We start from the raw sequence: 18565 nt of genomic DNA on the forward strand, positions 1-18565 counted from the left end.
CTAGATGGGATTAGATTATTTTTTTTCAAACTTTTTTGGTTGTTTTTTTACAAAAAATCATTAAATTTCAAAAAACTAAGCCAATAATTAAGAATATAAAACTTGGTTCTCTGTACACGACAAAAATAGATAACTCATTGAAATAATGTCATAATAATTGTTTTCTAACGACGAATACTATGACACATCTCAATGAGTTATATCTTATCTTAAACAAATATCTAAAATGGAACAAGTCACATTTAAAGTGCTTTGCGCTCATCATGCTTGTGATTATTTTAAAGCAAACATGTAATCTTTCTTCTGCATCTAAAGCCTTGCCCATCAAGTGCTTACCACAATCATTTTATCGACGTATGCAGCGCTTCTTTGCAGGTCAGTATTTTGATTATCGTCAAATTTCTCAGTTGATTTTCAATATGTTTTCATTCGACCAAGTGCAACTGACTTTAGATAGAACCAATTGGAAATGGGGAAAACGAAATATTAATATCCTGATGCTCGCAATCGTTTATCGTGGAATAGCGATACCTATCCTTTGGACATTGCTTAATAAACGTGGAAATTCAGATACGAAAGAGCGTATTGCTTTGATTCAACGCTTTATAGCCATTTTTGGTAAAGACCGTATTGTGAATGTGTTCGCAGACAGAGAGTTTATCGGTGAGCAGTGGTTTACATGGTTAATTGAACAAGACATCAACTTCTGCATTCGTGTTAAAAAAACTTCATTGTCACCAATCATTTAGGAAAGAATCATAAAATTAGTGATTTATTTCGCCATCTTAAAGTTGGTCAAATTGAATGTCGTAAACGACGGATTTTGGTTGGTCGGGTGAAACTATATATAAGTGCACTACAGTTAGAAAATGGAGAGCTTTTACTCGTCGTTTCTCCTCAGTTTAATGCCAATGCTATTCAGGATTATGCATTACGCTGGGAAATTGAAACCTTATTCAGTTGTCTCAAAGGACGCGGGTTTAATCTTGAAAATACGCGCTTGACAGACCCTAGACGAGTGAAAAAATTGATTGCGGTGTTAGCTATAAGCTTCTGTTGGTGTTACTTAACGGGTGAATGGCAACATGATCAAAAAAAAGTGATAAAAATAAAGAAGCATGGACGACTCTCAATGAGTTTATTTCGCTATGGTTTAGACTATGTTCAAATGGCGATTCAGCGTTTAATTGGTTTTGGGAAAAAAGAAGAGTTTAAGGAAATTTTGGCAATTTTAAGAAGGCAGAACCCTGATAGGATAAGGGTTCTGTGAAATTTGTCGTGTACAGAGAACTTGGTTATAAGATGGTGATTATGCTGGTTTTTTTCAAGTGAAATTGCACTAAAAATCAGTAAATCATGCTTTAACGCAACTTTGCTTGCTAAAGCTTAGATCTCACACAAGTTGTGCGGTTTATTTTAATGTGCTTGGAAGGGCTTTGCGGAAATACTGAGGTGCAGCGATGCTTACTGCATCTTCTTGCTTGGCATTTCTAATGACGCTTGACTCCATCATTGCGAAATTCTCATATTTGAATTGAATTCGACATGAAAAATCGACGCTGCAATTTTCCATGTCCAGTCTCACTGTTTAGCTATACTTCAGTTTCGATGATTTCGAAGTCATGGGTGATTTCAACACCACCGTCAGCCAACATTTTACTCGCAGAGCAGTATTTTTCAGCAGATAGCTCGACGGCCTTGGCCACTTGTTTTTCTTTGACCTGTTTACCAGTCACAACAAAATGTAAGTGAATTTTGGTAAAAACAGCAGGAATTGTATCGGCACGCTCAGCTTTTAACTCGCAAACTACGCCTGTCACGTCCTGTCTAGATTTCTTCAAAATAGTCACAATATCGAACGAAGCACAACCTCCAAGTCCCATTAATATCAACTCCATGGGACGTGGGCCAAGGTTTTGCCCCCCATAGGCTTCGGCACCATCCATAACCAATCGGTGTCCACTTTGTGATTTTGCCTCAAAAGCAACATTCTCTAACCAATGTACACTTGTTTGCATTGCAACTACCTAAAAAAATCTATAAATTGACGGGGTAGCGATAACACTAGCATAAAATGAGTTGAGAAGGAATTTCATCTCTTTGCTTCTGCTTGACGAGCTCATTTTAGGTCTTTAGATCTATTTATTATCCAATTTGGAATTTATTAGCATGGCTTCTAATTTTTCATATTTAAGTACAGATGCATTGTCGCCAGGACAATTGCCCGAGTCACTTAAAGCGTTATTAAAACGCGCCCATATCAATCGTTTTCCGAAACGAATGACCATCGTTGATGCGGGTAGTGAATCAAAATCACTGTATTTAATTTTAAAAGGTTCAGTTTCAATTATTTTGCGCGAAGATAATGACCGCGAAATTGTTGTAGCATACTTAAATCCTGGTGATTTCTTTGGGGAAATGGGGTTGTTTGAAGCGAATCCTCAGCGTACAGCTGAAGTCCGCACCCGTGACACCTGCGAAATAGCAGAAATCAGTTATGAGAATTTTCATGAGTTAAGTCAGCAATATCCAGACTTAAGTTATGCCGTATTCGCACAACTGGTTCGTCGATTGAAAAATACCACCCGTAAAGTGACTGATTTAGCGTTTATTGATGTATCTGGCCGTATTGCACGCTGCTTGATCGATCTATCTGCGCAACCTGAAGCAATGATTTTACCGAATGGCCGTCAAATTCGTATCACTCGTCAAGAGATTGGTCGTATTGTGGGTTGTTCACGTGAAATGGTTGGTCGAGTCCTCAAAACACTCGAAGAAGAAGGTATGATCGAGACCGAAGGGAAAGCGATTTTAATCTTCGATAGCTCTTTAGAGCAGGCTTCTGTTGAAGCTGAGCAAGTCACTGAAGAGTAAATTTTAGTATTGAAAAATCTAGATGTGCAAATCAACTGATTTGCACAATAAATTTAAATCCAACAAGTAAAACAACAAACCTAAATTACAAATTTATGATTCAACCTGCAAGCTAGGATTACTCAACTCAGTCATTGGCCAACGTGGTGTGGTCGTAACCGATAAACCATCCTGCTCTCCTGCCTTCAAACGTTGATACCCTGCAAAAGCAATCATCGCCCCATTATCAGTACACAAAGCCGGTTCTGCATAATAAACTGCTGCTCGAATTTTACTCAACTCAGCCTGTAAGCGTTCGCGCAGTCTCGAATTGGCACTCACGCCCCCCGCAATCACCAAACTTTTTAAACCCGTCTGTTTTAATGCTTTAACTGATTTCTTCACCAAGGTATCAACCAGTGCTTCCTGAAATGAAGCTGCAATGTCTGCATCTCGGCCTTCAGATTCTGGTTTTTTGAGTTGCACAGAAACCGCAGTTTTCAAACCACTAAACGAAAAATCTAAGCCCTGATGTAACATCGGTCGTGGGAAGGCAAAGGCGGTTGGGTCGCCTTGTTCGGCCAGTTTAGAAATGTTTGGACCGCCTGGATAAGGCAGATGAATCATCTTCGCGACCTTATCAAATGCTTCCCCTGCCGCATCATCAATCGACTCGCCCAGCATTTCATATTGACCAATCCCATAAGCAGCCATTAATTGCGTATGACCACCCGAAACCAACAAAGCCACAAAGGGAAAGCTGGGTGGTGTCTCAGACAACAAAGGTGCCAACATATGACCTTCCATATGATGCACCCCAATTGCAGGTTTATTTAAAGCAAATGCTAGGCTACGACCAAATAAAGCACCAGTCATCAGTGCGCCCATCAAGCCCGGCCCTCGGGTATAAGCGATCGCATCAATGTCAGATTTTTTTAAATTACTTTGTACTAAGAGTTCATTTAATAACGGAATCATCTTACGAACATGATCGCGTGAAGCCAATTCGGGCACTACGCCACCATATTCGGCATGTAGTTTAATTTGACTATAAAGTACCTGTCCTCTTAGCCCAAACTCACTGTCATACAGCGCTAGACCGGTTTCATCACATGAGGTTTCTAAGCCGAGAACAATCATTATTTTGCCTATTTTCCATTCCAAAGTCGTGCGCGCACCATTATAGACTTGTGATATGAGATGTAAATGAGTAAAATGCTGACCTTCACTTGTGATCTACCACAATCCTGTGCTAGATCTTATCCATAAACTATGAGGATTCTTCATGCCACAAGTTAAATTGAAAGAAGGCGAACCAGTAGACGTCGCTATCCGTCGTTTCAAACGTTCATGTGAAAAAGCAGGCGTTTTAGCTGACGTACGTAAACGTGAATTTTACGAAAAACCGACTCAAGAACGTAAACGTAAAAAAGCTGCTGCAGTTAAACGCTACCAAAAGAAATTGGCGCGTGAATCTGTACGTACTACTCGCCTTTACTAATTAATTTGTGACTGACTGTTTGGAATCCACGAAGATGACTTTAAAAAATCAAATTACCGATGCAATGAAAAACGCGATGCGCGCCAAAGAAATGGCCACGTTAACGGTAATTCGTAGTCTTCAAGCAGCCATCAAACAAATCGAAGTCGATGATCGCATCGAGCTTGATGATACTCAAGTTCTTGCGGTCCTTGAAAAGCAAATCAAACAACGTAAAGAGTCTATCAAAGCTTTTGAAGCTGCTGATCGACTAGACTTAGCAAGTAAAGAACAAGCCGAATTTGAGGTTTTATCTCAATTTCTACCAGAAGCTATGACTGAGGAAGCGCTTGATTCACTGATTGAGCAAGTAATTACTGCTCAAGAAGCTACTAGCATGAAAGATATGGGTAAGGTGATGAATTCTCTACGTCCGATCATAGCCGGGCGTGCCGATCCTGCACAAGTATCTGCAAAAATCAAAGCGAAACTCGCTTAACCGCGATTCAATTCAAAAATAAAACTTGTCTGATACTGATACAACGTCTTCTACAGATTGAGTCGATTTGACTAAAGCGCCGTTGTATCGACTATAAGTCAAACTCTGGCTTAGCCTCTGCATAAAATATCTCTGTAGGTGCTGGGATATCTCCCTCAACCACCGTTCCCAAGCGCAAACGTATAATTTGTGGTAAATCAATTCGATATGAATAAATTGGGCTAGCACAGACCCGACAAAATACCCGCGCCTTATTCGGTGTATGAAAATAAGCGCTTAATAAATCTTCACCTTGTATAATTTTAAAAAATTTTTTCTGTATCGGACTATTCCACGCCATAATCCCACCCTGTGCTTGCTGGCAATCACGGCAATAGCATAAAATACTCTGCTCAAGCGCAGCATGATACTCATATTGAATTGCGCCACAAAGACAATGTCCCTTCAGCATATGATCACCCTAGATTTTCATTTGTCTTTCTTCTTGCATAACTTTTAACCGAGCTTCAATTTTGGCAGACATGGCCTGATTATCTTTACTTAAGCGTTTGGCATGTAATAACGATTTAATCGCGCTATCTTCCGCACCAGACCAATATTCCACTTCAGCACGGTTACGCAGCACATTGACTGTCCGCATGGGGTTTTGCGCATCAATATTGGCAGCTTGCTGCATCAGTTGCCAAGCTAGAATATCGCGATCATTTTTACGTAAAAATTGATTGACCAGTTTTTCAGCCTGCTCAGGTTTTTTCTGGCGAATATAGACTTCAGCCAATTTAAAGCTTAAGGCGCGATTTTCAGGCATGATCCGTTGCTTCGGTGCAACACTTTGATAGGCATCTTCAATTTTATTTTGGCCCAAATATAAATCTGTTTGCAACAATACCAGTAACGTATGTTCAGGATTTATTTTTTTGGCGATATCAAGCTGCCGCTGAGCCTGCTCATAATCACCATGTTGCAAATAATAGGTCGCCAGCGCCAGCAAACCAGCATAATTTTTCTGATTAGCCAAAACTTGCAATTGCTGCTCACTACTTTGCTTTGATACGGCTAAGGCATACCACTTGATAATATCGAATTCTTGCTGGCTATTATTATAAGGAACTTTGGGCAATTGATTGGCACGCAAACGTGCTTCGCTCATACGTTCTGAAGTCAATGGATGGGTCAGCCAGAAATCCGGTAAAAAACTCACAAAACTACGTGAGCGGTTCATGGTTTCAAAGAAGTCTGCCATCGCCTGCGGATTATAGTTTGCACCCGACATAAACTGCATACCAATTCGATCCGCTTCACGCTCTTGATTACGGCTATAGTTGAGCTGACGATCCATCATCGCGGCCTGAGTGCCCATCATGACTGCGCCACCCACATCACCATCGCCTTTGGCAGCAACCACCGCACCAACCAAAATACCTGCGAGAGCTAACAAGCCTTGCCCCTTAAAGGCTTCTTGTGAGCGACTATAATGGCGTTGTGACACGTGTGCAATCTCATGCGACATCACCCCAACCACTTCATCCATGTTTTTTGCGGAGGTGATCATGCCAGTATTTAAGGCAAATAATCCACCAGGAACTGCAAATGCATTAATTTGCGGATCATTCACCAAGACCAGCCCGATTGGCCGACCTAATTGTGTTTGGCTCAGTATGTTTGAAAAGATCAGCATAAATTGATCTTCAAGCCACGGGTCAAGTAAAACAGGTAACTGACTATGCACTTGTCTATAAACTTTTTCACCGATCATTTTTTCATTTTGCTGATCGATTAAGCCAACACCGCCCCCAATTTCTGGAACTTCAACCACAGTGGTGTTGTTTGCATAGAAAGCAAAGGTTGAACTACAAAGCGAGCTTAAACTAAGCCCTACACTGAGCAAAACTTTTTTCAAAATAGGTGCTCTAAATTAAATTTTCACTCACTATAACATTGAATTTCGAAGCAATTACAAATGAAATGTTATGTTGTTTTAACCAAAACTTGGATTAACCAACGTCCTGGGTTTGCGCCCATCTAAGCCATCGACTAAGTTTTTATAAGCCAGCTCTGCCATCTTCTTCCGCGTTGCAGCCGTTGCAGAACCGACATGTGGCAAGGTCACCACACGATCCAACTGAAACAACTCAGAGCTTTGCAGCGGCTCTTTTTGATAGACATCTAGCCCTGCTGCAAAAATTTGTTGTGATTTAAGCGCTTCAATCAAAGCATTTTCATCAATCACACTGCCACGTGAAATATTCACCAATACTGCATGTGCTTGCATTTGTGCCAGTTCAGCAGCAGCAATTAAGGCTTGAGAATCCGCATTTAAATCAACAGCAACCACCACAAAGTCTGATTGCTGTAATAACGTATTCAAACTGCAGTACTGCGCATTGAATGCTTCGGCAACTTCAGGTTTTTCCTGACGATTGTGATAGAGGATATTCATATTAAAACCATGGAAACCACGACGTGCAATCGCGGCACCAATGGTACCTAAACCAATGATTCCAAGGGTTTTTCCAAAAACATCAACACCAAATTGCGCTGCGCCTACTGTACGTTGCCACTGTCCTGTTTTGGTCCATTGGTCGAGTCGTGGTACTTGTCGTGCTGCACTCATGAGCAAGGTAAACGCCAAATCTGCAGTGGTTTCAGTTAGTACATAAGGCGTATTGGCCAACCATATTTTCTGTTGATTTAAATAGGCCAAGTCATAGTTGTCATAGCCAACACTCACCGAGGAAATGATTTTTAATTTTTTAGCCGTGGCTAAAGTGCTGGCATTCAATACACGCCCAGCACCAATCATGCCATCTGCATCTTGCACAGCAGCGCTGATCTGCTGATTCACATCGCCTAATTTTGGGTTAATCTGCACCACTTGATATTGCGCCTGTAAACGCGCCAAAATATCGGGATCAATCTGACTAAACACGACAACTTTTTGATTCATACCACTTCCTTGTGCATTGCGTGACTTTGCATAAATTGCCACAAACGTTTTTTCAAAATAGGTTGCTCAATCATCTCTGCTAAGCTGGCCAAACAAATCACTTCACTATTTTCAAGATGCGCTAACCGCCCCAAGCTGATTACTTTTTTATCTTGTGCGAGACCATCAATAAAGCCTTGAATATACAGACTGGCACCACGACCATCCTGAAATTGTGCCAAGGCAAAGGGCCATTTTAATTCAAAATAATCACCCGGTTTCGCCGCTTGGATATTCGACCATAAACGCTGCTGATCAGCATTCATTTCCTGCACATCCAACAACAGTACACAATCTGACAACACGTAGGCCTGTAACTCAAATGCGGCCAATTCCATGGCTGGTTCTTGCGCAATCACAGCACGCGCTGGTGTAACAATCGCGGCTTCTTCAACCACTGTTGCTTTCACACGCTTTTTCGCAATATCGTTAAACTCAGCAACTGGTGCTGCAATCACAGGATTTGCGCTACCTACGGCCTGATCAACTGAATGATTTTGAGGATTTGGCATCGTTTGCTGCATTTCTGCGCCCATGACAGGGGGAACAGCACAATTGGTTTGCGTATCTCGATAAGTAGAATAATCAGCGCGCTGGGTATGACTTCCCTGCCTAGGCACCCATACATCAATGCCCAGTGTTTTAAGAATATTGCGCTGATGCGCGACCACATTAATATTCACTAATTTTAAAACCCTATCCGCTTGGATCATTCAAAAATACAACGTTATGCGCGCTATAAAGATCTGCATTTTATTTTATAGCGTAGCAACACAACAAAAATTCACGAAAGCTAAATGACATGCTTCCCGCTATCTATCCCATACAATCAGAGAATCATCACACTATTTTGCTTTTGAATCTGATCAATAATGGCAGCATGTTCAAAACCCAGCCGCCAGTATAACAGCGCTAGCACATCAAGTTCATCTTGAGTAATAACCCGTTCATTCCACAAACAAATTTCAGCGACACCCAAAATACTCAAACGATCACGCAACAACAATCCGGCCACATCATTTAAGATTTCACCCAAATCAATCGGCTCATCAGAGATTTGCTCGTACAGCTCCAACTCATCGACACTCAGTACCTGTTGTAAAATCTGGTAACGTGTATCCAGTTGATTGGCACTATTAATGTGCTGCACATGTAGCAACGCATCAATTAAACGTACAATCTGCGGTTTGGCATTCTCCATCGATGATGGCGTATGCATTGGCAGTAAATTCAAGATCGACTTGACCCGCTCAAGCAATAAAGCATCAAGTAAACTAATTTCACCATCTTCTTGAATAATCTTGGCCAACTTGGTTAAAAACTGCCGCGAAATCGTTGCAGGCATATCCCCTAAGCAATCACAGGCATCATAGAAAATTTGGATATGCACACGTCCATCCAAATTCAGCAATGAATCTACAATTGCGCGGCTGACTTCGGCATCTGCTGGAATAAACTCGTGATATTGACGAATCATTAAAATTGCCACCATCACTTCACGCGCCCCAGTTGAGGTTTGTAAAGCACGTTGTAGCAACTCAGGACGCTCCATTTGCTGTCTAATTTCACGATTTAGCGGCTTTATCGCATCACTCATTGCAAAACTAATCGGTGATAAACGCAGTAATGGCAAAGGTTGTGGCGACAACCAAGGATTATAAATTTCAGGATTAGAGTCTTCAAAATTACGCATCATGGAAAGCCATGGCTGTGTACGCAGTTTCTTTAAATTTTCTAATTGCAAATCTTGTAATAGGGTTGGATTTAACTCGTAAATACGATCTTCAATACTTGGATGAATATTCAACCAGCTTTGCGGCCCCAATGAGTTAGCAAAACACATATGTGCAATGGCTTCAGAATACTCGCTATGAATTTGTGAACCCGCATGATGCACATAAATTCGAAGTAATGTCTGAATATTCGCGCTGTTACGAATCAAATGCCGGGTTTGCGCATCGTTATAAAATGTACGACCGCCAAGCGTGAGATATTTAATTAAACGACTAATCAAAATCCCCATACTGCCAAACAGCCAAATAACACCACCGACCGCAACAAAAGAAGTTTCAAACTTGCTGCGGGTTCGATCCGAATAAGCACTAAAGCCCTGCTTGGTAAATTTACTGCCCCACTGACTAAATGTGGTCAGTCCACTGTAGAGAATTTTTAGCCGAGTATTGTCTCTTGCTTCACCCGATAATATTTGATGAAACTCATGGCTCAGCAGACCATAGATTTCAAGTTCATCGAGATTTTGCAATGCACCCCAAGTCAAAATAATCACGGTATCGCGCGGATAAAAACCTGCGGTAAGCGCATTGACTCCAACTTCATCGGGTAAAACATAGACCGCAGGAACATCAATGCAAAAAGTTTCAGCCAAGCGCTCAACCAAACGCAATGTAATGCACTCTTCTGGGGTGCTCTCTATAAAGCTTAAACGTCGTGCACTCAGTTGTTTTGCGAGCGAATGCCCACCAGAACGAAATACATAAAACTCATATAACACTGATAGGCCAATGATCGTGACCAAACCCGTAGTGAGGTAGGGACTCAGTCGATGCCAAAAAATCGATTGTGTTGAATCGAAATAATAGACCAACAACCCCAGAATGGTATTTAAAATAAAAATCGTCAAAAGCACTGCGAGCATCGAAATACTCACAGACCATAAAATGTTTTTATTTTTAATTAAATAATGACTTACATCTCTCAATGTAAACTGCCCTCATTACATTGTGCCCTCATCATAAATGAAAAAAGTGGGAAATACCCACTTTTCACACTTTAAAAGCCAAGCTCAATCTGTTTAGCTTTATTTAACTTTCCTTGATGCCAGTCAGGTCAACTGAGGCAGCATCGATATTGACATCGATATAGCCATCTTTTTCCTTTTTCGCACTCTCACTACGGCTATGCTCTAGACGCTCTAAATACGCAGCATCAATATCACCTGTCACATAAATACCATCAAATACAGAGCAATCGAACTCTTGTACAACCGGCACTTTCGAGGTGCGTACTGCATCTTTTAAGTCTTCAATATCTTGGAAAATTAAACGATCAGCTTCAATGATTTCACGGATTTCTTCTACACTACGACCTGAAGCAATCAGTTCTGCTTTGGCCGGCATATCAATACCATAAACGTTTGGATATTTTACCATCGGTGCAGCAGAGGCAAAAAATACATTTTTCGCACCTGAATCACGCGCCATTTGAATAATTTCGTTACAGGTGGTGCCACGCACAATCGAATCATCGACCAACAAGACATTTTTACCTTTAAACTCAAGTTCAACTGGGTTTAATTTTTGACGTACAGATTTTTTACGCTGCTGTTGGCCTGGCATAATAAAGGTTCGTCCGATGTAGCGGTTTTTCATAAACCCTTCACGGAATTTCACCCCAAGAATGTTCGCAAGCTCAAGTGCAGAGGTACGACTGGTATCTGGAATTGGAATCACCACATCAATGTCGTGCTCTTCGCCCCACTCACGTAAAATTTTATACGCAAGCTTCTCACCCATTTTCAAACGTGCCTTATAGACTGAAATACCATCGATGATGGCATCCGGACGCGCAAAATAGACATGCTCAAAAATACATGGACGATAGCGTGAGTCATCGGCACATTGCTGACTAAAGAATTCGCCATCATCATTAATATAAATTGCTTCACCCGGTGCAATATCACGCTCGACTTTAAAGCCCAAAGCAGTAATCGCAACAGATTCAGAAGCAATAATATATTCAGTTTCACCAGCGTCATTCACCCGTGAACCATAAATTAATGGACGAATACCATTGGGATCACGGAAACCAACCAGACCATGGCCTGTAATCATCGCAACCACAGCATAAGCACCTTTACAACGCTCATGTACACGTTTTACCGTGTGGAAGATTTGCTCAGGATCAAGTGCCAAAGTGGCATTTTTCTGCAATTCATGCGCAAACACGTTGAGCAGAACTTCCGAGTCGGAGTCTGTATTCATATGTCTTAAATCTGTTTTGAACAGATCATCATGAATATCTTTGGCATTGGTTAAATTACCGTTGTGCGCCAAGGTAATCCCATAAGGAGAGTTGACATAAAACGGCTGTGCTTCTGCGCTGCTCGATGAGCCCGCAGTTGGATAACGCACATGACCAATACCAAAATGTCCAAGTAACGCACGCATATGACGTGTATGAAAAACATCACGTACCATGCCATTATCTTTTCTCAGAAATAAACGGCCATTATGGCTCGTCACAATCCCAGCTGCGTCCTGTCCACGATGTTGCAACATCGTTAACGCATCAAATAACATTTGGTTTACAGGTGATTTACCTGCTATACCAACGACTCCACACATAGCTACCTCGCAGACAAGCTAGGATTAAGAAAAAGGATTTTGTGTTGTACGCTGAAGCGCGTGTTCATGACTCGCCCCGACCACTTCAGGAGTAACACGATTGGGTTCACTACGACCTTCAGACTTCATTTCTTTTAAAGCCTGATCTGCAGCATTTTTTGACATTTCAGTAACTAAAGGTGCATAAGGGAGCAATGTTTGCACTAACTTGGATTGTCTCCAATACGGAGAGCTTTCAACCCAAGGGCCTAACCCCTGCATGGCAACCAATACAATAAACAAACCTTTTAGACCACCAAAAGCGCCGCCAACCAAGCGGTTCAGGGGGCCTAATTTTAAGCTTTTAAGTACGCTATTGAGCAGCGCACCGACAATCCAGGTCATCACGACAATAAGCAGTACAATGGCCGCAAAAGCAGCAATTTTTTGCACAACAGGATCCTGACTTAAGACCGACATCATTGGTGCTAAAATGTTGGCATACTTTGCGGCCAATATCAGCGCAAAAATCCAGCCAACCAAATTTGCTAAGGCCTTTACAAATCCTTGTCGCAAGCCGTTTAGCCCTCCAATGAGCAAGACAATCAGAATAATGATGTCTAAAGTGTTCATACCACCGTCATTGCTTCGACACAATCTTTAATGAGATCGGGTCCGCTATAAATGAAGCCAGTATATATTTGCACTAAATCTGCACCCGCTTGTTGCTTCGCTACGGCTTGCTCACCCGCCAAAATCCCGCCAACACCAATCAATGCGACTTTTTTATTGAGATATTTAGCAAAAGCACTGAGGCAGGCCGTACTTTTCTCAAATACAGGTGCACCAGACAAACCACCCGCTTCATCTGCATGTGCAAGATTTTCAACGCCATCACGCGATAAAGTGGTATTGGTTACAATGAGGCCATCAATCTTGAATTGCAACAATTGTGAAGCAATAAATTTAATATCAAGTTGAGTTAAATCAGGAGCGACCTTCAGCACCAGCGGTACATAGTGTTGGTGTTGCTCTGCCAATTCGAGTTGACGTTTTTTCAATGTCTCTAATAGTTCAGTTAAGGCGTGCCCACTTTGTAAACTACGTAAGTTTTTGGTGTTTGGTGATGAGATATTAACCGTAACATAAGAAGCATAGTTATACACTTTCTCAAGGCAGATCAAATAGTCGGATGTTGCATCCTCGACTGGCGTATCGGCATTTTTGCCGATATTGATCCCAAGAATTCCTTTGAATTTTGCAGCTTTCACATTTTCGATCAGCTGATCTACACCATCATTATTAAATCCCATACGGTTAATAATGGCCTTGGCTTCTGGCAAACGGAAAATTCGTGGCTTTGGATTACCGGCCTGTGGTCGCGGTGTGATGGTTCCAATTTCAACAAAGCCGAAACCCAAACCTGCAAGTGCATCAATATATGCACCATTTTTATCGAGGCCTGCAGCCAAACCGACTGGATTTGGAAATTCTATTCCCATACAAGTAACGGGTTTCGCCGTTATTTTTTGCTGAGAAATCCCTAATTTATGTGCTTTATTAAGCAGAGATAATGAGACTTCGTGCGCACGCTCTGGTGCCAAAGAAAACAACAAAGGGCGAGCTAGAGAATACAACATATCTATAAAAGTCTATGGCTTTTTAGGTAGGCACATTATAGGCACAGCACCTCAAAAACGCCATGCTTGATCAAGGTTTATTTTAATAAGTTAATAGACTATCGCTGTTAATTTAATCTGAGTCGGGGTTTTTTCCATGTCCAATTGCTCGATACTCACACCCATCTGTGCAATCTGTCCTAAAAAGTTGGCCAATACGGCGTAGTTTTCGTGCTGCACCGAGATCTGCAAATTCTTTTCACCCTGTTGCTGCGTTACAACTGACAGGCTTTGTTGCTGTGCTGCACGCTGGATTTTATCTGCAGTGGTCAGCGCCATATCATCGGCTGGCTTCATCGTCACCACATTACTTTGCATCCATACCACCAAGTCTTTGAGTTGGTTAACTCGCTGATTTTGATATTCGGCAGCTTTATGCATATACCACAGCGAAGCACCGACACTGGCAACGACCACAACGATCGTTGCAACAATCACCATTACCCGCTCACGTAACGAGAGTCGATCTAAATAGGCTTGTACTTGTTCGCTCCACAGCGCTACTTTGTTTTGAAATCCATTGAATATTTTCATTATTGTATTTTCACCATGCCCACAACCACATCACCTTGGGTTTGGATATTCCCCAGTTCCGCTTTAAAACCTTGCTTATTCAACTGTTCCACCAAGCTTTTTAAAGCCTCTGAAGACTTTGCCTGCAAGTCCATATCCAACACGGCACCTTGATAACGAACACGTTGTGCAATAATTTGCTGCTGCATCAAAATAGGTCCAATCCGACTCAGCAGTTGTAAGGCTTGGGTGTTGGCCCCCTTACTTTCACGTAAGCGACTCTCAAAGACATTGGTTAAATTTTGTTCTGTTACTCGTTCATTGGCACCAAACCAAGATTTGTATTGATCAATTGCAATTTGTGCAGTCTGATCTGCATTTTTTTTCAGTTTGACCCAACGCAATAAATCATAGCTAAATTGACTCAGTAATACGCAAACCACCAGCACAGCACATGCTTTCCAATAGTTTGATTCACGCTTACTGGTTTTCTTTTGCTTGGGAAGTACATTAAAGGGATGATTTTTAATGCGCTTCGACTCAACCACCGTCACGTCAAAAGTTTGCCGCTGCTCTGCGGTACTCACAGCACTTAAGCAATTAAATTGACCATCGCTCAAGTCACTGTATAAATAAGTCTTCTCTGCACCCAAAAATGCCAATGCCACAGATAAGTCATCAACGGAGTTACCCGTATATTCCCCGTCACGTAGCAACAAACGTCCATGAAGATTGGCTAACACAATTTGATTGGGTTCAGGCGTCGGTAGCACGAGAAAATCGGGCAGCAAGGCCACAATTTTCACCGGAATCAAGCTCAGCGCATGCTGAATTGTGGTCACACTATGCTGTGCAATCCCCAAAATAGAAACTTGATCGGGTGCCTTAAAGTGGGAATACACCTTCATCAAATCAATCGGCTGAATCACGTATTCTTCTAATAAGTATTTCAACCCATCTGGGCCCAATTGCTTATATTGCGCTTTACTCAATTGTTGCTGCAAAATTTGCACATCACGACTCGGAAAGAACACCACCGCGTCCTCGCCTTTATCGAGTTGAATCGCTTGAATTAATTGCTCAAGCGTTGCTGCAGGCATCCATTTTTCGCCACGTGACCACAACCAAACACCGTTGGCTTCGGGCATCCATAAGTACAACATTGATTATTATCTGCCCCTAGTGCATTTTTCGTTTTATATAGATGGTATAAACGCTTGTTTTTCTGTTGATAAACCTTGTGCAATTACACTTTGCTGGTAAATTCGCGCTTCAGCCAAAGCAAAAGGATGAAAATTCTCGCCAGTCAATTGTTCTGCAATATGCCCCACAACATTCATATGACAGACCACAACAATATGATTAAACGGCAGTTGTGACAACCAATCAATCGCCGATTTTGCGTCATCTTCAGGTTTAATCTTATCGCACATCAACACTGGCACTTTGGCAAAGTGGGCTTCAAGATGCGCCAAAGTCTCTTGCGCACGCAAAAGTGGACTGACCACAAATAAATCAGGACTAACCCCTTGCTTTAAAAATGCGCCATTTAAAAACGCTGCCGTTTGCCCTGCCTGTTGATGACCACGTTCGGTGAGTGGCCTTTTATCATCATTACCATTAATCGCGATAGCTGCTTCGCCATGACGCACTAAAGTGAGTTGCATTTATTTTCCTTTTCCGATTTCAAAGCGATTATAGCGAAGCTTTATTACAATTCTAGCGCTTTTATAAAAATTACTGCACCTCATCTGAGCGCTGCCAGGCCTACAGCGCTCATGGCCTACCACGACCTTAAACTTGATGATGGGGTAAAACAAATTCAACATCGCTACGATGCCCATTTTTCATCAATGCCACCGCGATATTGAGTGGTGGTGCACCTTCAAAGATCACTTCATGCAATGCCTCGGTAATCGGCATATAGACATCCAATTCTTTGGCACGCGCACTGACTTGGACAATGGTATTAATCCCTTCTGCGGTTTGACCCAATTCTTCAGTCGCCTGTTTTAAGCTTTTGCCTGAACCTAGCGCAAAACCCACTTGATAGTTACGGCTCAGTGGACTGTTACAGGTCGCAAACAGATCACCGACCCCAGACAAACCTAAGAACGTTAATGGGTTTGCACCAAGCTTGACCGCAAAGCGGCTCATTTCCGCCAAGGCACGGGTTAAAATCATACTTTTGGTGTTTTCACCAACTTTATAAGCTGCTGCAATCCCCATCGCCACCGCATAGATATTCTTGAGCGCCCCCCCCAATTCAACCCCATGCACATCATCACTGCCAAACACACGGAACAAAGCACTATGTAAGGCTTGCTGCACGGCATAACGCACCAATTCTGAATCGCTAGCAATTACAGTGCCCGCTGGCATACCCGCCATAATTTCTTTGGCTAAGTTCGGCCCAGACAACACCCCGAACGGCACTTCGGGCAATTCTTCGCGAATAATATCACTCATAAAGCTAAAGGTTTTGGCTTCAATGCCTTTGGTCAGCGAAATCACCGCTTGTGCGCTGACAAAGGGTGCAATCTGCTGTAATACTTGACGAAATGAGTGACTTGGAATCGCCACCAAAATAATATCGCGATCACGAACTGCGGTTTCCAAATCAGATTCAGCTTTTAAGCTTTCTTCTAACGGATAATCCGCCAAATAACGTTGGTTACGGTGCAGCGTATTAATTTCGGCAGCTGCGGCTTCATCACGAATCCAAATTTTGGTTTCACAGCCATTTCTTGCCGCGGTATTGGCCATCGCCGTACCAAAGCTACCACCACCCAATACTGTTACTCTAAGTGCTGTTTTCCGATCAATCACCACGGGATCAACTAAATCTTTAAATTTCAATTCTGACATGATGATTTTCCTAGCTTGCGCGTTAATTTCCTAATTTATTTTCTGCTGTATTGCTGATTTAAAAATCGAATCTATTGCGGACTTAAAGATTAAGGCACTTTATATGCTGCTCAATCAATCGAAATAGCGTCAAAACTGCAGTCCTTATTATTTCGGTGCGATCCATTCACTGACAAAACTGTCCAGCTCAGGCAGGCTACGTGCTGGGATGGGCTTCGCTGCAGTGCCCAAATAAATAATCCCTGAAATCAAATCATTCTCTTTGATTCCCAAGGCCTGTTTGAGCAACACCGACTCAACCACAGCGCCAGTCCGCCAAATGCTGGAAAAACCTTGTGCTTGCAAAGACAACAAGAGGTTTTGTACGGCGGCACCGGTACTTAAAATCTGTTCAAATTCTGGAACTTTTGCATGATCTTGGATATGCGTGATGGCCAAGATCAACAATGGTGCGCGTAATGGATGCTGCTTAACACGCTCAACTTGTACCGCATCTATTTCACCCAAGTCTTTGATTGCCTCGGACAATAACTCACCAAAAGCTTGCCGTTGCGCATGGCCAATCACAATAAATTTTGTTGGTTTTAAACGATGATGATCAGGTGCAGTTGCTGCCGCTTGAAAGGCAAGTTCAAGTTGTTCTGAACTTGGTGCTGGCTCGATCAGCAGCCCAATGGATTGACGCTGATGAATATTGTCATGAATAATTTGAAGCTGAGAATCGACCATTGCACACTTTTTCTAAATAGAATACACGGACTAAGCTTAACATAATCTCTCAAAATTACTCTAGCCAGATCATTGCGCAGCAATTAAGGATGTGCTGACACAGGAATACTACTCAAAACCGCTATTTCACGGCGTAATTGATGTAAAATCCTGAACTTATATACATGCTATTTAATTCATTCCTCCCAATTGGAATCTCATATGAACAATATATTATATTCACTTTAACAACAACACTTTTCGCAGCCATCACCTTAGTCGCATGTGCCTCAAATCCAACGCAAAATTTAGCCATTCAAAAAGTTGACAATCAATATGAAGTCACTGGAATGGCAAAAAGCCAACTGCAAGCCAAAAATAACGCCATTGCAGCAGCCAACAACACCTGTGGAAAAAAAGCAGCCCCAATTTTGATTGATGAAAAAACCCAATATACAGGCGTCCTCAATGGCGTGGTCGATGAGAAAACTGGGCAACTGATTACTGCCGCAGCGGGTGTATTGGGCACTGTACTGGGAACCCCAACAAGCTTAGAGAAAGACACTGATTACCAAACCACCTTAACCTTTAGCTGCAAAGCAAATAGCTAAGTTCATCACCCCAATACAAAAGCCC

Annotated in this window: 20 protein-coding genes; 5 read left to right on the forward strand and 15 right to left on the reverse strand. The window is 42.1% G+C overall.

Going from position 1 to position 18565, the window contains the following annotated elements; translation table 11 throughout:
* The first annotated feature begins 179 nt into the window (after window positions 1-179).
* Window positions 180-1270 (forward strand): IS4-like element ISAba1 family transposase gene (locus tag FD716_RS10875; RefSeq protein ID WP_088631513.1). Its coding sequence is split into 2 segments (ribosomal slippage): window positions 180-720 and window positions 720-1270, totalling 1092 coding nucleotides; the frame shifts between segments, so codons are not numbered across the junction.
* A gap of 322 nt (window positions 1271-1592) precedes the next feature.
* Here FD716_RS10875 and FD716_RS10880 read toward each other — a convergent pair.
* Window positions 1593-2018, reverse strand: a complete 426-nt coding sequence (locus FD716_RS10880) for an OsmC family protein (protein WP_139852358.1) — start codon at window positions 2016-2018, stop codon at window positions 1593-1595.
* 151 nt (window positions 2019-2169) lie between these two features.
* Here FD716_RS10880 and crp point away from each other — a divergent pair, with 151 nt between their 5' ends.
* A complete protein-coding gene (gene crp / locus FD716_RS10885) occupies window positions 2170-2874 on the forward strand; it encodes a cAMP-activated global transcriptional regulator CRP (protein ID WP_139852359.1) in 705 nt (234 codons plus the stop codon).
* Window positions 2875-2967: 93 nt separating this feature from the next.
* On the opposite strand, the gene tsaD is transcribed toward crp, so the two are convergent.
* Window positions 2968-3993 (reverse strand): tRNA (adenosine(37)-N6)-threonylcarbamoyltransferase complex transferase subunit TsaD, encoded by a 1026-nt coding sequence (gene tsaD, locus FD716_RS10890; protein ID WP_139852360.1) that lies wholly within the window; start codon window positions 3991-3993, stop codon window positions 2968-2970.
* A gap of 145 nt (window positions 3994-4138) precedes the next feature.
* On the opposite strand from tsaD, the gene rpsU reads away from it, so the two are divergent.
* A complete protein-coding gene (gene rpsU, locus FD716_RS10895; RefSeq protein ID WP_001136722.1) occupies window positions 4139-4354 on the forward strand; it encodes a 30S ribosomal protein S21 in 216 nt (71 codons plus the stop codon).
* Window positions 4355-4388: 34 nt separating this feature from the next.
* Entirely contained in the window at window positions 4389-4832 is a 444-nt protein-coding gene (locus FD716_RS10900; protein WP_139852361.1) for a GatB/YqeY domain-containing protein, read from the forward strand.
* 91 nt (window positions 4833-4923) lie between these two features.
* Here the strand turns inward: FD716_RS10900 and FD716_RS10905 are convergent, their stop codons facing one another.
* The 13 genes from FD716_RS10905 to FD716_RS10965 all read right to left on the reverse strand — a co-directional run bounded on the left by FD716_RS10905 (window position 4924) and on the right by FD716_RS10965 (window position 17950).
* Window positions 4924-5283, reverse strand: coding sequence for a GFA family protein (locus FD716_RS10905; protein ID WP_139852362.1), 360 nt, complete (start codon window positions 5281-5283; stop codon window positions 4924-4926).
* Between the two features lie 9 nt (window positions 5284-5292).
* A complete protein-coding gene (locus FD716_RS10910) occupies window positions 5293-6732 on the reverse strand; it encodes a M48 family metalloprotease (RefSeq protein ID WP_407641887.1) in 1440 nt (479 codons plus the stop codon).
* A 78-nt stretch (window positions 6733-6810) separates the two neighbouring features.
* Window positions 6811-7779, reverse strand: coding sequence for a 2-hydroxyacid dehydrogenase (locus tag FD716_RS10915; protein WP_139852363.1), 969 nt, complete (start codon window positions 7777-7779; stop codon window positions 6811-6813).
* Window positions 7776-8501: a hypothetical protein gene (locus tag FD716_RS10920; RefSeq protein WP_139852364.1), complete on the reverse strand. Its 726-nt coding sequence runs from the start codon at window positions 8499-8501 to the stop codon at window positions 7776-7778. Before FD716_RS10920 ends, FD716_RS10915 begins: the two co-directional genes overlap by 4 nt.
* A gap of 146 nt (window positions 8502-8647) precedes the next feature.
* On the reverse strand, window positions 8648-10537 hold the full coding sequence (locus FD716_RS10925) for a M48 family metalloprotease (RefSeq protein WP_139852365.1): 1890 nt from the start codon (window positions 10535-10537) through the stop codon (window positions 8648-8650).
* A 103-nt stretch (window positions 10538-10640) separates the two neighbouring features.
* Window positions 10641-12182 (reverse strand): amidophosphoribosyltransferase, encoded by a 1542-nt coding sequence (gene purF / locus FD716_RS10930; protein WP_139852366.1) that lies wholly within the window; start codon window positions 12180-12182, stop codon window positions 10641-10643.
* Window positions 12183-12206: 24 nt separating this feature from the next.
* Window positions 12207-12794 carry a CvpA family protein gene (locus FD716_RS10935; protein WP_139852367.1) on the reverse strand — a complete coding sequence of 196 codons (588 nt, stop codon included), beginning with the start codon at window positions 12792-12794 and terminating at the stop codon, window positions 12207-12209.
* Window positions 12791-13801 (reverse strand): quinone-dependent dihydroorotate dehydrogenase, encoded by a 1011-nt coding sequence (locus FD716_RS10940; protein WP_139852368.1) that lies wholly within the window; start codon window positions 13799-13801, stop codon window positions 12791-12793. Before FD716_RS10940 ends, FD716_RS10935 begins: the two co-directional genes overlap by 4 nt.
* A 90-nt stretch (window positions 13802-13891) precedes the next feature.
* Window positions 13892-14374, reverse strand: coding sequence for a type II secretion system protein GspM (gene gspM, locus FD716_RS10945; protein WP_139852369.1), 483 nt, complete (start codon window positions 14372-14374; stop codon window positions 13892-13894).
* Window positions 14374-15516, reverse strand: coding sequence for a type II secretion system protein GspL (gene gspL / locus FD716_RS10950; RefSeq protein WP_139852370.1), 1143 nt, complete (start codon window positions 15514-15516; stop codon window positions 14374-14376). Before gspL ends, gspM begins: the two co-directional genes overlap by 1 nt.
* Before the next feature lie 33 nt (window positions 15517-15549).
* Window positions 15550-16020: a phosphohistidine phosphatase SixA gene (gene sixA / locus FD716_RS10955; protein WP_139852371.1), complete on the reverse strand. Its 471-nt coding sequence runs from the start codon at window positions 16018-16020 to the stop codon at window positions 15550-15552.
* Window positions 16021-16147: 127 nt separating this feature from the next.
* Window positions 16148-17221, reverse strand: a complete 1074-nt coding sequence (locus FD716_RS10960) for an NAD(P)H-dependent glycerol-3-phosphate dehydrogenase (protein WP_139852372.1) — start codon at window positions 17219-17221, stop codon at window positions 16148-16150.
* 147 nt (window positions 17222-17368) lie between these two features.
* On the reverse strand, window positions 17369-17950 hold the full coding sequence (locus FD716_RS10965; RefSeq protein WP_139852373.1) for a nitroreductase family protein: 582 nt from the start codon (window positions 17948-17950) through the stop codon (window positions 17369-17371).
* A 164-nt stretch (window positions 17951-18114) separates the two neighbouring features.
* Between FD716_RS10965 and FD716_RS10970 the strand changes: the two genes are divergently transcribed.
* Window positions 18115-18540 (forward strand): hypothetical protein, encoded by a 426-nt coding sequence (locus tag FD716_RS10970; RefSeq protein ID WP_228714945.1) that lies wholly within the window; start codon window positions 18115-18117, stop codon window positions 18538-18540.
* Window positions 18541-18565 lie beyond the last annotated feature (25 nt).

The sequence above is a fragment of the Acinetobacter pullicarnis genome, from assembly GCF_006352475.1.
GTDB lineage: Bacteria > Pseudomonadota > Gammaproteobacteria > Pseudomonadales > Moraxellaceae > Acinetobacter > Acinetobacter pullicarnis.

Bases quoted from the DNA above. Each gene is read 5' to 3' on its own strand.
- FD716_RS10935 (WP_139852367.1), bottom strand. From the start codon at position 12,794: ATGAACACTTTAGACATCATTATTCTGATTGTCTTGCTCATTGGAGGG.
- tsaD (WP_139852360.1), bottom strand. From the start codon at position 3,993: ATGATTGTTCTCGGCTTAGAAACCTCATGTGATGAAACCGGTCTAGCG.
- FD716_RS10915 (WP_139852363.1), bottom strand. From the start codon at position 7,779: ATGAATCAAAAAGTTGTCGTGTTTAGTCAGATTGATCCCGATATTTTG.
- FD716_RS10880 (WP_139852358.1), bottom strand. From the start codon at position 2,018: ATGCAAACAAGTGTACATTGGTTAGAGAATGTTGCTTTTGAGGCAAAA.
- FD716_RS10905 (WP_139852362.1), bottom strand. From the start codon at position 5,283: ATGCTGAAGGGACATTGTCTTTGTGGCGCAATTCAATATGAGTATCAT.
- sixA (WP_139852371.1), bottom strand. From the start codon at position 16,020: ATGCAACTCACTTTAGTGCGTCATGGCGAAGCAGCTATCGCGATTAAT.
- FD716_RS10960 (WP_139852372.1), bottom strand. From the start codon at position 17,221: ATGTCAGAATTGAAATTTAAAGATTTAGTTGATCCCGTGGTGATTGAT.
- gspM (WP_139852369.1), bottom strand. From the start codon at position 14,374: ATGAAAATATTCAATGGATTTCAAAACAAAGTAGCGCTGTGGAGCGAA.
- FD716_RS10940 (WP_139852368.1), bottom strand. From the start codon at position 13,801: ATGTTGTATTCTCTAGCTCGCCCTTTGTTGTTTTCTTTGGCACCAGAG.
- gspL (WP_139852370.1), bottom strand. From the start codon at position 15,516: ATGTTGTACTTATGGATGCCCGAAGCCAACGGTGTTTGGTTGTGGTCA.
- purF (WP_139852366.1), bottom strand. From the start codon at position 12,182: ATGTGTGGAGTCGTTGGTATAGCAGGTAAATCACCTGTAAACCAAATG.
- crp (WP_139852359.1), top strand. From the start codon at position 2,170: ATGGCTTCTAATTTTTCATATTTAAGTACAGATGCATTGTCGCCAGGA.
- rpsU (WP_001136722.1), top strand. From the start codon at position 4,139: ATGCCACAAGTTAAATTGAAAGAAGGCGAACCAGTAGACGTCGCTATC.
- FD716_RS10965 (WP_139852373.1), bottom strand. From the start codon at position 17,950: ATGGTCGATTCTCAGCTTCAAATTATTCATGACAATATTCATCAGCGT.
- FD716_RS10970 (WP_228714945.1), top strand. From the start codon at position 18,115: ATGCTATTTAATTCATTCCTCCCAATTGGAATCTCATATGAACAATAT.
- FD716_RS10900 (WP_139852361.1), top strand. From the start codon at position 4,389: ATGACTTTAAAAAATCAAATTACCGATGCAATGAAAAACGCGATGCGC.